This is a genomic window from Asticcacaulis aquihabitans (genome assembly GCF_032490435.1).
Taxonomy (GTDB): Bacteria; Pseudomonadota; Alphaproteobacteria; order Caulobacterales; family Caulobacteraceae; genus Asticcacaulis.
Genome location: NZ_JAVGWM010000003.1, coordinates 462,643 through 477,211, shown reverse-complemented (window position 1 = coordinate 477,211; position 14,569 = coordinate 462,643). Strand labels below are relative to the sequence as shown.

The 14,569-nt window shown below is 60.1% G+C and carries 14 protein-coding genes; 7 read left to right on the top strand and 7 right to left on the bottom strand.

Going from position 1 to position 14,569, the window contains the following annotated elements; genetic code table 11:
* Position 1 precedes the first annotated feature (1 nt).
* The gene (locus RCJ00_RS12895; protein WP_316222376.1) at positions 2–3,211 is read right to left on the bottom strand and encodes a hypothetical protein; all 3,210 of its coding nucleotides are present in this window, start codon (positions 3,209–3,211) and stop codon (positions 2–4) included.
* 212 nt (positions 3,212–3,423) lie between these two features.
* On the opposite strand from RCJ00_RS12895, the gene RCJ00_RS12890 reads away from it, so the two are divergent.
* A complete protein-coding gene (locus RCJ00_RS12890) occupies positions 3,424–3,654 on the top strand; it encodes a hypothetical protein (RefSeq protein WP_316222375.1) in 231 nt (76 codons plus the stop codon).
* Between the two features lie 74 nt (positions 3,655–3,728).
* Here RCJ00_RS12890 and argF read toward each other — a convergent pair whose 3' ends face one another.
* Entirely contained in the window at positions 3,729–4,667 is a 939-nt protein-coding gene (gene argF / locus RCJ00_RS12885) for an ornithine carbamoyltransferase (RefSeq protein ID WP_316222374.1), read from the bottom strand.
* Positions 4,668–4,758: 91 nt separating this feature from the next.
* A complete protein-coding gene (locus tag RCJ00_RS12880; RefSeq protein WP_316222373.1) occupies positions 4,759–5,961 on the bottom strand; it encodes an aspartate aminotransferase family protein in 1,203 nt (400 codons plus the stop codon).
* 180 nt (positions 5,962–6,141) lie between these two features.
* On the opposite strand from RCJ00_RS12880, the gene RCJ00_RS12875 reads away from it, so the two are divergent.
* Positions 6,142–6,408: a hypothetical protein gene (locus tag RCJ00_RS12875; protein WP_316222372.1), complete on the top strand. Its 267-nt coding sequence runs from the start codon at positions 6,142–6,144 to the stop codon at positions 6,406–6,408.
* Between the two features lie 20 nt (positions 6,409–6,428).
* Here the strand turns inward: RCJ00_RS12875 and RCJ00_RS12870 are convergent, their stop codons facing one another.
* The 4 genes from RCJ00_RS12870 to RCJ00_RS12855 form a co-directional block, all read right to left on the bottom strand.
* Positions 6,429–7,484 carry a TraB/GumN family protein gene (locus RCJ00_RS12870; RefSeq protein WP_316222371.1) on the bottom strand — a complete coding sequence of 352 codons (1,056 nt, stop codon included), beginning with the start codon at positions 7,482–7,484 and terminating at the stop codon, positions 6,429–6,431.
* A gap of 71 nt (positions 7,485–7,555) precedes the next feature.
* On the bottom strand, positions 7,556–8,341 hold the full coding sequence (locus RCJ00_RS12865; RefSeq protein ID WP_316222369.1) for a TraB/GumN family protein: 786 nt from the start codon (positions 8,339–8,341) through the stop codon (positions 7,556–7,558).
* 95 nt (positions 8,342–8,436) lie between these two features.
* Positions 8,437–9,366, bottom strand: a complete 930-nt coding sequence (locus RCJ00_RS12860; RefSeq protein WP_316222367.1) for a TraB/GumN family protein — start codon at positions 9,364–9,366, stop codon at positions 8,437–8,439.
* A gap of 17 nt (positions 9,367–9,383) precedes the next feature.
* Complete coding sequence (locus tag RCJ00_RS12855; RefSeq protein ID WP_316222366.1) at positions 9,384–9,671, bottom strand: hypothetical protein; 288 nt, start codon at positions 9,669–9,671, stop codon at positions 9,384–9,386.
* A 110-nt stretch (positions 9,672–9,781) separates the two neighbouring features.
* On the opposite strand from RCJ00_RS12855, the gene RCJ00_RS12850 reads away from it, so the two are divergent.
* Genes RCJ00_RS12850 through RCJ00_RS12830 form a run of 5 tightly spaced genes read left to right on the top strand, consistent with a single transcriptional unit; the run spans position 9,782 to position 14,497 of the window.
* Positions 9,782–10,930: a GNAT family N-acetyltransferase gene (locus tag RCJ00_RS12850; RefSeq protein ID WP_316222365.1), complete on the top strand. Its 1,149-nt coding sequence runs from the start codon at positions 9,782–9,784 to the stop codon at positions 10,928–10,930.
* On the top strand, positions 10,930–11,952 hold the full coding sequence (locus RCJ00_RS12845; RefSeq protein ID WP_316222363.1) for a glycosyltransferase: 1,023 nt from the start codon (positions 10,930–10,932) through the stop codon (positions 11,950–11,952). The genes RCJ00_RS12850 and RCJ00_RS12845 overlap by 1 nt, the downstream gene beginning before the upstream one ends.
* Entirely contained in the window at positions 11,927–12,910 is a 984-nt protein-coding gene (locus RCJ00_RS12840; protein ID WP_316222362.1) for a hypothetical protein, read from the top strand. The genes RCJ00_RS12845 and RCJ00_RS12840 overlap by 26 nt, the downstream gene beginning before the upstream one ends.
* 52 nt (positions 12,911–12,962) lie before the next feature.
* Positions 12,963–13,340 (top strand): hypothetical protein, encoded by a 378-nt coding sequence (locus tag RCJ00_RS12835; RefSeq protein ID WP_316222361.1) that lies wholly within the window; start codon positions 12,963–12,965, stop codon positions 13,338–13,340.
* A gap of 50 nt (positions 13,341–13,390) precedes the next feature.
* Complete coding sequence (locus RCJ00_RS12830) at positions 13,391–14,497, top strand: PA0069 family radical SAM protein (protein WP_316222360.1); 1,107 nt, start codon at positions 13,391–13,393, stop codon at positions 14,495–14,497.
* The last annotated feature ends 72 nt before the right edge of the window (positions 14,498–14,569 follow it).

Here is a 14,569-nt window from a genome sequence, read left to right as displayed (position 1 = left end):
ATTATCTGCCTTCCGACCCCGCCGGAGCGGCCAGCAAGGGAGCTCCATCCGTGATCGGAGTGAAATTGGCAACGGCAATATCCGCACGCGTCCGCTCGCTTTCACTGAGCTTGGCCGCCAGATCGTCGACATATTTCGGCGCATCCTTGTCACCATTATTGGCGGCAATACGCATCCACTTATAGGCCTCGCTGAGGTTCAGCGCGACACCGTCGCCGCTCTGATATAGGCTAGCTAGGTTAAACTGACTGTCCACAACGCCCCGTTTGGCGGCTTCGCGGAACCACATAGCGGCAGTCGGGCGATCCTGAACGCCGCCATCACCTTCAAAATACATGGCGCCGAGCATAAACATGGCATTGGGAACGCCACCTTCGGCCGCACGCTTGAACCAGGCACGCGCCTCGCTCAAGTCTATCGGAACGATCTTTTCGTCACCCTTGTAAATTTGACCCAGACGATATTGCGCCGGGGCGTAGCCCTGATTTGCGACCATCTTCAGGGCGTCGATCGCCTTTGGATCCTTTGCGCGCAACGCCTGATCGGCCAGATCGTAGCGCGTCTTCAGGTTGGCCAGATTGGCCGTATCGCTGGCCGGCGTGCCGACCGTCAACGCCGAGGCGACGATGGGGGGGGGCGCCTTCTTATCGTCCGACAGCTTATTGGCGACGACCAGCCCCGTGGCACCGACCGCGACCAGACCCATGGCAATAGACGACGCCTTCAGCGTATTGCTTAACGTGCTACCTGCCTTGGCGGCGGCCTTGCTCGACGTATCAGGTTTTATGCCGCGGCTACGCGACGGGCCGGATTTCAATGTACCAAGGCTGTCGCCTTCCATGCTGGCGCGCACTGCTGCCCGGGCCGCGGCCAAGGCGTCGCGCGTCGACATGGACACCGCTTCACCAACCGGCAAATCGTCATCATCATCAAAAGGACTCTGGCTGCTGGTCGACGGAGCCGGATGGCTTTCGGCAAAACTCACCGAGCGCGGAGCTGTTTTTCGTGAGACTTCGATGTCAGCAAACGGATCGCTGTCATCCTCATCGATAACCGGCGGAACGGCGTGGACTTGTGACTTTTCGACATGCAGCGGCGCGGGCTCCGGCGACACCAGATCGGCTTCCAAATCGTCTTCTTCGAACGGATCGAAGTCGGGTTTGAAATCGCTGTTTGCGAAGCGCGTGACAGGCCCCAGGACCTCGCCGGTCAGGTCGAAGCGCTCATTCTTGGACGTCTCACCCCTATCCGGTTCAGGCGCATCAAACTGAGCGTTGTAAACGTCCTGAGCCGGCTCTTCAAACCCGTCGATCGCAGCTTCGGGGACCGGTGCGGCCTTGGGCTCCGGCGCAAAGGCCGCCGCCACGTTTTCAAACGGATTTGGCAGAACGCGTGGCTCGGGCTCCGGCGTCACGGTGCGTGCGGTACGCGGCTCGGCTTCCTTCAGAAGGCTTTCAGTCTGTACCTTGGCCAAGCGGGCATCGATCCGCGCGCGCGTGTCTTCCAAAAGCTTGGCCGTGCGGGCTTCGCTCTGGCGGATTCGCTCGGACAGGTCGCTGCGTACATGATCGCGGTTCTGTTCCAGTTGCTCACTGACAGCCCCCAACACCTGCGCCGTGCGGCGCTCCGAGTCGACCAGCTTGGTGTTCAAGCGCTCTGAGATGCGGGCGATTTCGCCGCCAAGGCGCTCAAGCGCTTGAGCGTGCTGATTTTCGCTACGACCGATACGGCCGTCGATGGAATCGCTCAGGCGTTGAACATCGCCGCCCAACCGCGACAAGCCGTCACGGCTCGTCGCTTCGACGGTAGAAACCCGGCGATTGAAGGTGTCAGCGATGCGGACCACGTCCTTGCCGAGGCGCTCAATGGCATCCGCCGACCGCTTTTCCGATTGCTCGATGCGCTCACCAACAACCTTAACCGCCAGCTCGATGGTTTCCTGCTTACCCGTCTGCAAGGCGTTGAGCAGGTCCTGACGTGACTCCTCGACGCGGCGCGACAGATCTGCTGCCAGGCCGGTCAATGAGCGCATGGTCTCCGGGTCGGAGACATCGCCGCCATCTTCAACACGGTTCAGACGGCCGTCCAAAGATTTGAAGGCCTGCTCCAGGGTCTTGATGGCGCCCGTGGTCTGGGCCTCGGCAGCTTCGAGACGGTGCGCCAACTGCGCAACCACCTTATCGATCAGAATTTGCGCTGACCGATCCGGATCGCGCAACTCGACCTGGGCAAGACGGTGCGACAGGCCAACCATATCGCCGCGCACATCCTTCAACGTGTCGCGTGTACGGGCCTCACCTTCATAAAGCTGGTTCGCCAGGCGACCAAGTGCCCCCTCGACGGCACGCAGGGGCTCACTGGCCTCCGGCGATTTCAAACGGTCTTCAAGCCCGGCGACACGATCGCGCTCTTCGCGCAGATGGCCGGACAGCCCTTCCAGACGCTCAGCCTGGGCATCTATCAGACGCTCGGCCTGTTCAAGACGGCGGGCAATGGCGCCCTGATCTTCTTCGGCACGGGCGATACGTTCGAAAGACGACAATACCCCTTGGGTCTGCTCTTCGATGCGATCCTTGGTCTCGGCATGGGCGGCTTCTGAGCGCTCCAGTCGGCTGAGCACAGATTCGACGGCGTGCGACACGCCCCGGACAGCCGTAGCAGACCGCGTTTCGGAATTTTCAATGCGCGAGCCCAGGGTTTCCAGCGCACGAGCCACACGGTTCAGATCGGTTGACGCCGTTTCGTAGTCAGCCTCTTCGGCGCGATGACTGTCGTCAAAGCGCGGACGATCCTCGAAGATTGACTTGCGACGCAGGTCGCGCGACGACAGCGGCTGCGCCGCTGAAGAAAAAGGCGCGGCCGTCCTGCGGCCGTCGTTGCGATCTTCATTGCGGGCCATGCGGCCTCCGGACAGTTCGTTATAGCCGACTTCGCGATAGATCGGTGCACGACGGGCGCGCGGCGCGATTTCGGCTTCGTAGTCTTCTTCGTCGTATTGAATTTGAGGCTCGGGGCCGCGCCGCGCCGCGCGAACAGGCGCTTCAACGCGACTGCGTTCGCGGGAAATCAAGGCCGCGACATCCTCCCCCTGGAGAATCATCTGGTTCAGCCATTCCCCAAGGGTCATGCCTGAGCGACGCGCCAGATCCTTGGCGACTTCGCGCGCCTTGGCATCTATACCCTTCACACTCCAAGGTGCGTTCGCGCTCATGCGATTCCCCTAATTCCAAGTAGCAAACGTAGACAACATTATGTTGAGTGTAAACACTTTGTTAACTACCATATATGGATGACCGCTAATCTTCTGTGGAAACTTCTCCAAGGCAATTGCTCATTGCGAGAAAAGCCACAATCGGTGGTAAATACTGTCCTCGCATACGGCGCGTCTTGCCTGACGCGCGTTTAACATACATATGCGAAGTCATGGAACTCGATTTACCCGTTACGGCGATTTTGGCGACCGTTGCCGCTCTTTTTACAACCTTTTTCGGCTTCATGGGCACCCGCCCTATGAATCCCAAAAAAGGTCCACGGATGGTGCCGTGGACCTTCTTCATGCTACTGACCTTCACGGCCACTATGTTCCTGATCGTGCACGTGCTGAACCTTCTCGGCGTCCAAACCGCCCCGCCGCCGCAGTTCCCAAAGGCGTAGCGGCTCGCCCGGTCCGCAACTGTTTTGACCAGCGGCCTTACGCAGAACAATGGCCCGCAAGCGCAGACCCCGCATCAGCTTGCCAGGGATGACGCGCTAAAACACCAAGCCAGGACGGCTTTTTGCGCATGTATGCGGTTTTCCGCTTCGTCCCATATGACCGATTGCGGACCGTCGATGACATCCTCGGTCACTTCCTCACCCCGATGGGCCGGTAGGCAATGCAGGAACAGGGCGTCCGGCTTGGCCAGCCTCATCAGCTCGGCGTTGACCTGATAGGACTGAAAGGCCTCCAGGCGCTCGTCGTGATCCAGGTCGCCCATCGACACCCAGGTATCGGCCATCACCACGTCGGCGCCGCGCACAGCGTCTTCCGGGCTTTGGGTGACCACCACATTGGCGCGCGATTCCGAGGCAAAGACCATGGCCTCCTGCGATGGCTTGTAACCTGCCGGACAGGCGATGTTCAGCGTAAAGCCGAAACGCGCCGCCGCATGGATGAAGCTATTGCAGACATTGTTGCCGTCACTGACCCAGGCCAAGGTCTTGCCCTCGATGGCGCCGCGATGCTCTTCGATCGTCATGATGTCGGCAAGGATTTGGCACGGATGCGACTGGTTGGTCAGGCCGTTGATTACCGGCACTTCGGAGACCTTGGCCAGGCGCAGCACGTCATCGTGATCGTTGGCGCGGATCATGATGGCATCGACCATACGTGACAGCACCTTGGCAGTGTCCTCAATCGGCTCGCCACGCCCCAATTGCATGTCATTGGCGGTCGAAATGATGGCCTGACCGCCCAGTTGGCGGATAGCGGCATCGAACGAGAAGCGGGTGCGGGTGGAATTTTTCTGGAAAATCATGGCCAGGACGCGTTCGCGCGCCGGTGCGTCGGCGTCGGGCTTGCCCTTGGGCCAGCCCTTGCGCAGGCGCTTGCGGGCGTGCGCATCGTCGACGATGGCGCGCAGCTCTTCAGTGGTCAGATCGCAGATATCGAGAAAATGGCGGGTCATATGTGACTCCCTCGGATTTTGAAAATGCCCCCCGCATCCGCCCTGTGCAGACGGTATGTCTCACGGCAAATGAGGGGGCTTTTTAGTGGGCTTAGGCCGTTTCCCTGGCCTTTGCGCGGGCGGCGGCGAAGGTTTTTTCCAGTCGCGCCAAGGCCTCGCGGGCATCCGCCTCAGTGAGGTTGAGCGGCGGCAACATGCGCACGCAATTGTCGGATCCACCCGCGATCAGCAGGTTATTGTCGCGCGCCAACCCCATGATTTCACGATTGTTCGGCTTGAGTTTGATGCCCACCAGAAGCCCCTTGCCCCGCACGTCCTCGATCATGTCCGGCCAGGCTGCCTTGAGGCCTTCCAGTTGCTGCTTGAGATAGCCCGCCTGCTTGCGAACGTTCTCGAGCAACTCCGGCTTGGCAATTTCATCGAATGCTGCCAGGCCGACAGCCATGGCCAGGGGATTTCCGCCGAAGGTCGAGCCGTGCGAACCGACGACCATACCGGACGCCGCATCGCGCGTGGCCAGGCAGGCGCCGATCGGGAAACCGCCGCCAAGCGCCTTGGCGATCGTCATTACATCCGGTGTAACACCGGAATGCTCATAGGCCCACATCCGTCCGGTCCGGCCCATGCCGCACTGGATTTCATCGAAAATGAGCAGCAGACCGTTGTCGTCGCAAAGCTGGCGCAGGTAGGTCAGTTCAGCGTCGGTCAGCGCACGAGCGCCGCCTTCACCCTGAACGGGCTCGACAATGATGGCGGCAGCGGTCGGCGCCTCGGCGGCAGCCTTGATGGCAGCATGGTCATCCAGCGACAGATGGACGAAGCCCGGCAGGCGCGGACCGAATCCGGCCAGATAGGTTTCATTGCCCGCAGCGGTCACGGCGGCATAGGTGCGGCCGTGGAAGGCGCCTTCGAAACCGATGACGTCAATGCGTTCCGGATGGCCCTTCGAGGTATGATATTTACGCACCAGCTTAAGCGCGCACTCTACCGCTTCCGTGCCGGAATTGGTGAAAAAGACTTGATCGGCGAAAGACGCGTCGCATAGCTTGGCCGCCAGTGTTTCCTGACCCGGAATGGTGAAGATGTTTGAGACGTGCCACAGCTTCTTCGCCTGCTCGGTCATGGCGTCGATCAGGACCTGCGGCGCATGCCCCAGGCCGTTGACGGCAATGCCTTGCACGAAATCGAGATATTCGCGGCCCGATCGGTCATAAAGTCGGGTTCCTTCGCCGCGTTCCACCTCGATAGGCGCCCGCGCGTACACACCGAACAAATGATCTTCAGATTGAGCCATGGTCATAACATCCCAAAAGAGAAAATCCCCGCCGCGGCTACGGAAGGGACAAACAAATCTAAGCTTTTGGGGCTTAGGCGCGCCTTTTGTAGAAAAATCGCCCGGTTGTCAATGATATTCACAGGCTATATTCAAGCGCTGCCCTTTGTGTCATAAAGGTTTCATACGAAAGAAAGTGCCATGACCACACCTTCGATCAGCCTGCTTGCCGGCGGCGGCTTTCGCGTCCGCCAGGACGATCTGGAAGGGGTTGGCGCCACGCTTCCTGATGCGTTGGCGGCGCTATCGGCCGCGATTACCGCCCGCTACGATATGGAAAAGGGTGATGAAACCGCGGCAGCCGAAGACGCTCGCCGCCAGGCCGACATTCTAGCCAATGACCGCTTCATTCGCGGCGGCCAGCTCCAGCACAGCGTGCTGACCGCTATGGCGATTGGCCTGATTTAGCCCCTAAGATTTTGGTCTACTTAGGATTTTGGGGTCGGATCGAGACGCGTCACCTCATAGCCACGCGCCCGCAACTGTGTCACCAGACCATCCGGACCAACCAGATGCGCCACGCCGACCGTGGCAAATACCCGATGCTTGCCCTTTAGTATCGCCTCAATGCGCGGCATCCACAGACTGTTACGTTTGACCAGGAGGGTTTTATAGATCTCCGGGGTTTCCGTGGCCAAGCGATCGACGGACTCGGTCAGGGCCTTTTGATCGCCCGCGCGCCAGTGTCCCGCAAGCACGTGTATGTCATCAGGCACCACACCTGTGCCGAAATGCGCCGCCAGCGCCTGCTTGAGCGCCTGTGTGCCTTCCGCCTGGGTTGGCGCCTCTCGATCGGACAGATAGCTGTAATGAACCGAATTGGATTCAAAGCCGTCAATCTTCATCTTCAGCGACTTCGCCCGGCGGAACAGGTTGTAGTCGACGCCCCGGTCGACACTGAAACCGCCAGCGACCATATCCATTTGCGATATAAATCCCGCCATGGCGGACGGCTTTACCCGCACAAGGTCGTCAAGCGTGTAGTTGTACCGATTGACGATGGTTTCAAGCTGATGTTTTTCAAGATCGCTCAGGCCATCGAGCAAGACCGGCCGGTTGGCATAGGCCGTCGCCTTGAAGCCCTTGAACGTGGGCTTATACTCCAGATCGGGCAATTCGAACCAGGCTTCGTCGGAGGTATCGAACGCCTGAAACAGGCGCGGGTCCATCCAGTTCAAATTCTGTCGTAGCATGTGGATGCTGCCAAACAGATAGAGAGTGGCATCACCATTCTTGACGACCCACAGCAGTGGCGATCCGGTCGGGCCTGCCTGAGCTTCGGCGGCATTGCGTTCAGCCGGTGTCAGAGGACGCGCGATGTGAGTTGCCGATGTCGCCCGATGCCAGTGACTGATGCCGACAACCCCGGCAGCCGCCGCAACCAATGCCACGGCGCCGATAAGGACCGGCCATCGCCACGCTGGCGGTGACGGCTTTGCCGACACGGCCGTTTTCAGCGACTGGCGAAGCGCATTGACCTGCATTGTAGTCCCCCGGGGAGTAATCCGAGCCACGAAAGCCCCAGATTGTATATCCTACCAACCTTACTAACGGGTTACATGGCAGGCCTGACAGTTGCCACCGAATCCAGCCGCGTCAAACGATGGCCCCGTTTACGCAATTGCTTCACCACGCCGTCAGGGCCGATCAAATGTGACGCCCCGACCGTGACAAAGCTGACCCCTCCGGCGGAAATCGCCGCCTCCATACGCGGCACCAACAGCGTATTGCGGTGAACCAAGGCCGCATATCTATCCGGATTGGACTGCGCCCCAAGCATAAGCCGCTCGGTCATGGCCTTCTCGTCACCTGTCCTCCAGGCGGCGGCCGGCAAGGACACGCCACCGACCCCGCTGCCCAGCGCCTCGGTCTTTATCGTCAGGTGACGGGCGCGATGGAAGAGCACGCTTTCCGGGCCAGGCATGGCTTTTTCACCAGGACGGCTTTGGGGATAGTTCGCGGCTTCAAAAAATACCCGATTGGCGCTGTCGAAAGCGGTGAACAGGCGCCGGTCCATCCAGCCGGTCATTCCCGCGCTGCTCACCGCGCCGGTATCGGGCGCACCAAACAGGTACACGGTCGAATCTGCCTCTTTCAAAACCCACAGGAGCGGCGACCCGGTCGGGCCAGCCTGCGATTCCGTCACGTCGGGATCGGTTTCCGCCGTGAACGCCTTGATCGTGACGTCGGGATTTTGCGACCTGTGCAGCCAGATGCCAGCGGGCACGATGACGGCAACTATGGCAACGGCGGCGACAATGGCCAGCCCGCTGTCGAGCATCCAGCTTAGCTGGCCGGTTTTGGGTGACTGAGGTGACTTACTTAAATTGGCACTCTGCATGACTGACTCCCGGTTGAAACATACCGGGATCACTCGCCTGCAAGTGTCGGGCCGATTTTTAACCTTTTATTAAGGATCAAATCGATACAGGTGTCTCAATACCGGACACGCTCCACCTTTATACCGTGGGCCTTGAGCATCTTGATCACGCTGTCCGGTCCGATCAAGTGACCGGCCCCCACGGCGATGAACGTCGTGCCCTTACCCGCCAGGATAGTCTCGATCTGGGGTTCCCAGGCCGCATTGCGCTGAACGATCAGTCGTTGGTAGACATTGGCGTCTTCACTCTTGATCTTGTCCACAAGGAAGGTTTCCAGGTCAGTCTCGTCGCCGCGTGTCCAGGCGTCGAACAGGTTGCGGATGTCGGTATCGACCGTGGCGCTGTCCTTCAACAGGGTGCGCAATCCCTTCAATTCTTCTTCGTCACTGGTCGGCACCAGCAGTTCCATCTGTTGCTGCAAGGTTTCGAAGCCGCGAACGCCCTTGTTCGCCTGGCGCGCCTTGGCCATCAGGGTGACGTCAACGCCTTCCTTAGGCGAATAGCCGAGTTGATTGATCTGCTGGAGGGTAACGACCAAACCGACCGCCCACTTGCGCAGGTTCTTGAATGCGGCGGTGCTGCCGCCCATCGGCTTCAGCAGAGCGTCAAGCTGTGTGATTTCCTGCGGGGTCAGACCGCTGGTCAGGCTGCCGGACGGATCTATCATATATTTCTGGGCGATGGCGGCCGCAGCGGCCTGATCGTCGAGATTGGGCACTTCAAACCAGACATCCTGGGCGCTGTCGAAGGCTGTCTGGACCTGCGGGTTGAACCAGTTAGTGCCGGGCTTCATGACGTGGATGCTGCCGAACAAGTAAATGGTGGAATCGGCATCCTTTATCACCCACAAGGCGGGTTTCGCGTCGGTGGGCGGCGACGCAGCCAAGGTCACGGTCTCTGTCGTTGTGGCGTGAGCCATCGGCGCCAGGAATGCACCGAGCAGAGCGGTCGCTGACAACACACCGGTCTTGAGGATATTGAGCATGAATACTCCTTTGACAGCTATGGCATAAAAATATCTTCGATCCGCAGGCCAAGCCATCCGGCCCTGGACCAGTCGCGTTCAGCACGCGGATTTTTGACGCGATTTATCATGACGGGCTGCGATGCCTCCATCGCCCGATGATCCACGCATACATGCCGCGCCATATAGAAAGGGGGAATCAGTAGGAAGCCCAGACCAGACAAGCTTTCGGTGCCCGTGTCCAGCGAGAACAGTGTTTCGGCGCCGTCGATCAAGGCCGGCACGGCCAGTCCGAACAGAGTCGCCAGGTCGCCTCTGCCTCGCAAACCACCCCTTTTGGCGGACAAATCCCTTCAATCCCTTCCTGGCACAGGGTTTGTGGCGCAAAGCTTGCAGGACGTGGCATGGTGGGGTTGTTTTTGTGTCGAAGGTAACAATGCGTCTGACGTGTGAAGTGGTTAAGGCGAGCGCGCTAAGCGATCTCGATTTAGGCCTGTGGCAGGCCATGTGTCAGGCAACGGACCTTTTCAAGTCTCCGCTTCTGTCGCCGGAATGGACGCAGGCCGTCGCCAGTGTGCGCGACGACGTCTACGTCGCGATTTTTCGTCGTATGGGTAAGGTTATTGGGTTTCTGCCCCATCATCGCCGGCCGCATCGGTTTGCCCGTCCCGCCGGCGCGCCCTTCGCCGATTACAGCGCCCTGATCACCTTTCCCAATCCAGGTATCGACGGCCGTCAGGCACTCAAGCTGGCCCGCATAGACCGCTTTCAGGCCATCGGCCTTGTCGATCCTCACAACGTCTTCGGCGAAACCGGCGGCGAAGCGGACACGGCCTACGGCATCGACCTGAGCTTTGATGAGACCACCAACAATGTCACGCGTAAGCACCGCAAGAACATAAATCGCCATCGCCGCAATATGATCGAAATGCACGGCGACGTAGGCTTCATCCTGACGGACCGCGACCGCGGCCATTATGACCAGATGATGCGCCTGAAACGGGAACAGATCCTGCGGAACGGCCTGCACGATTTCCTCGCCCCACCTTGGGCCACGGCACTGTTCGAACGTTTGTATGACGCCCCCGAAACCGGCCTGCACGGGTCCCTGCTGACCATGACCATCGGCGGCACCCCGGTCATGTTCCACTATGGCCTGCGGCTGCGTGACCGCATGCATCCATGGGTATCCAGCTACGATCCGTCGTTCGGCGTCTTCTCTCCCGGCTCAATCTTCCTGACCGATTGCCAGGCTGTACTCAAGGAAAACGGCGTCAGTTATTACGATCTCTCGACCGGTCAGAGCCACTACAAGGATTCCTTCAGCAATACCGCCTATGATGTTCGCCACACGCGCATCTACGGCGCGTCTTCCTCCGCGCGGTTCGGCGCCGGGTTGGCAAATGTTGCCACCCGCGTCCAGGGCGCCATGGGCGGACGCGTGGCCGATGCCGTAACCCGTCTGAACCGGCGCTTCGACCAGATCGCCTGTCTTGAACTCGATTTTGTCAGCCGCGCCAAGGGTGTGGCCTACGCCTTTGCCGCCGCACCGCGCCGGCTGAGGACGTCGCAAGGAGCCGATTGATGCCGGATACCGGCGCTTTCCCGTTGAAACCGCCAATGGCCGCCGACCGCGCGGCCAGCGTGTGCGTCATCATTCCGACATTCCGCCGGCCGGAGGGTCTGGCCACGGCCATGCGCTCCATCTGTGTTCAAACCGGAGTCAGCCACCTCATCGTGTGCGACAACAGCCCGGAAGCCTCCGCAAGGCCACAGGTCGCCGCCTTCGACGCTCCCTTTCCGGTGACCTTCCTGCATGAGCCGGCGACCGGCGTCGCCAATGCGCGCAACACCGCGGTGGCCGCCTGCGACTGCGCCTTCATCGCCTTTCTCGACGACGACGAGGAAGCGCCCGAAGGCTGGCTAGCGGAAATGGTCGCCACCCAGCGCCGCTTCGACGCCGATGTCGTGTTCGGGCCGGTGACGGCGCGGGTGCCGGATGCCGGTTCGCCGCACGCCGCCTATTTCACCCATTTCTTTTCACGATTTGGCCCGGAACAGTCAGGCCTGCTGCCTTACTACTATGGCTGCGGCAACGCCTTGCTGCGCACCGCTGCCCTGCCCTCAAAAACGCCATTCAGCGTTCTTCAAAACGAAATGGGCGGCGAGGATGACATCCTGTTCACCGCCATGAAGGCGGACGGCAAGGTCATGGCCTGGGCAGCCGAAGCACCGGTTTTCGAAGACGTGCCGCCGCATCGCGCCGGCTTCAGCTACACGCTGAGACGTGGCTTTGCCTACGGTCAGGGGCCAAGCCATTCCACCGGTACCAACGGACGGTTTATCGCCTGCGCGGGCTGGATGGCGCAGGGCGTGATTCAGGCCGCCCTGTTCGGGATGGCCAGCCTGTTTGCCTTCGCCATTCGCCACCCCCGCCGCGCCTTCATCCTCGACAAGGCGGCGCGCGGGCTGGGCAAGACCCTGTGGTTTCCGCCGTTCAAGATGAAATTCTACGGCGCCAGCCTACTAAAAAAACGCCAGATTGCCGCAAAGCCGTCTGAAAACGACAAAGGTTTAGATCATGACCCTCATCAACTGGACGCCTGAGACGCAGCGCGCCTTCACCCGCGAGCCTCTGGTATTCACCCAGACCGTCGCCGACAATGAACTGTTCAGCGAAGAGGCCCTTATCGCCCTGATCGACCGGTATCCGCGCGACAGTGTAGAAGTCTTTACCATGGGCTATGAACCGACCATTTTCGGCGAATGGTATCTGGGTCGCAAGACGGCCAGCGATGGAACCGAGCTGGATGGCCGCGCCCTGATGGACGCCGTGAAGGCCGGGCGCCTGTGGCTCAACCTGCGCCGCGTCAACCACGCCGATCCCGCCGTCGGCGCCCTGTGTGATGCCATTTTCAAGGAAGTGGCGGAAAAAACCGGCACGCATAATCTGAAAACCGACCTCGGCCTTCTGATCTCCTCACCCAATGCCCACGTCGTCTATCACCTCGACATGCCCATGGTCATGTTGTGGCAGATCCGCGGCGTGAAGACCGTCTACCTCTACCCTGCCGACGCCGGATTCTTCACCGATCGCCAGATCGAAGGCATCGCCCTGCGCGAAAGCGACGAAAACCTGCCCTATGAGGCCGCCTTCGACCGCCAGGCGATGATTCACGATCTGAAGCCCGGCGAAATGCTGACCTGGCCTCAAAACGCGCCGCACCGTATCGTCAATGGCAACATGGTCAATGTGTCACTGTCGATCGAGTTCATGACGCCCCGCGCCCTGTGGCGCGCCAACGTCATCTACGCCAACGGGCTGTTGCGCCGCTTGTTTGGCCTCAACCCCAGCCTGGCGTCGTCTCCGAAACTCCTGGAACCGTTCAAGGTCGTATTCGCCCGCCTGTACAAGATGGCAACCGGCGGGTTCAAGGGCCACAAAAGCCCGCTTAAACCCGCCTTCTCGCTCGATCCTGCCCGTCCGGGCACCATCATCTATGATGACGGCGTGAAGCCGTTCACGCGGCAGCCTGCGAAAAAGGCCACAAAAAAGGCGGCTTGATCGGCCAATTGACCCTGGGGCGGCCTGTGCTAGGGTCTGCAGGGTTGGAGGCATGTCTATGGTGAGCGCGGGAGTTTTGCTTACGGTCTGGCTGGCCGGCGCCCCTATGGCGCCGCCCGTCGACGACTGTCGCGCTACCGGTTACGCGCCCAGCGATGCCATAGTCACCAGTGATATCGAAATGCGCAACAAGGTCCGGTTCGGCATGACCCGCGTCGAGGTCGATACCATCCTGCGCGAAGACATCGGGGCCGCCCATGTCGCCTCGAACGATCCCAACGACCTGACGACCGAGCTCTACGTTGTCAACGACCGCACATCACGCGGGCTCTTCATCATGATCTATTCGACCGGCGTGTTCCGTTTCACCTACGGCGCGCACGACCGGCTGGTGGCCATGTGCAGCCAGTTCTTCAATACTGGGCCGTAGCTGCGCGAATTTGTTCTTGATTTGTTCCATTCCGCAACTATAGTGGCGGGATGTCCGTCCTTTATGACACGACCAGTCCGGAAGCCCTGCCTGCCTTGCCGCGCAAGGGACGTGGCTCCGTATCCAACCGGCCATCATCGCGGTTCGATGCGGCTGACCGGTACGATATTGATGACGGTTGGAGCGATCATGATCGCGAAGAGTGGGCGCGAGAGCGCCGGCCGACAATCCTTGGCATCGATACCGCCCGCCACGTCATTACGCGCAACACGTCGCCCGATATCGGCTTCGACCGCTCTATAAACCCGTACAAGGGGTGCGAACACGGCTGCATCTACTGCTTCGCAAGGCCCACCCATGCCTATCTCGACCTGTCGCCGGGCATGGATTTCGAAACGCGGATCTTCCGCAAGCCCGATGCTGCCGCCCGTCTGCGCGAAGAATTGTCCGCGCGCAATTACAAGCCCGCGCCCCTGATGCTTGGCATCAATACCGATGCATATCAGCCGACGGAAAAGTCAGAACGTCTGACGCGTAGCTTGCTCGAGGTCATGTACGAATTCCGCCATCCGGTGAACATCGTCACCAAGTCGGCGCTCATCCTGCGCGATCTCGATATACTGGCGCCTATGGCCAGGGAAAACCTGTTCAAGGCCTGCCTGTCCATCACCACGCTCGATCGCGATCTTGCCCGCGTCATGGAACCCCGCGCGGCCACGCCGTCGAAACGGCTCGACACGATACGAGGCCTGCACGAAGCCGGCATACCGGTCAGTGTGCTGGCGGCACCCGTCATTCCCGGCCTGGCCTGTCATGAATTGGAAGCCATATTGAAAGCGTCCGCCGAAGCCGGCGCCTATCGCGCCGGCTTTACACTTGTCCGCCTCCCGCATGAAGTGAAAGACCTGTTCGAAGAATGGCTGCGCACCCACGTCCCTGACCGCGCCGACAAGGTGCTGAACCTGATCCGTCAAACACGTGGAGGCAAGTTGTACACCGCCGAGTTCGGAAAACGTATGACGGGCACCGGCGTCTATGCCGATATGATCCACAAGCGGTTTAGCCTGGCGGTCAAACGGTACGGTCTGGATAAACCCAGCCGTCCGATGGATTTCTCACGCTTTCGCGGTGGCGATCCTCAAATGACGCTTTTCTGATATTGTTTTGTTATTATCGACATGGACGGTTGCCTATACAGAATTTTGCCTTAAGGCATTGCCTCGAACAAC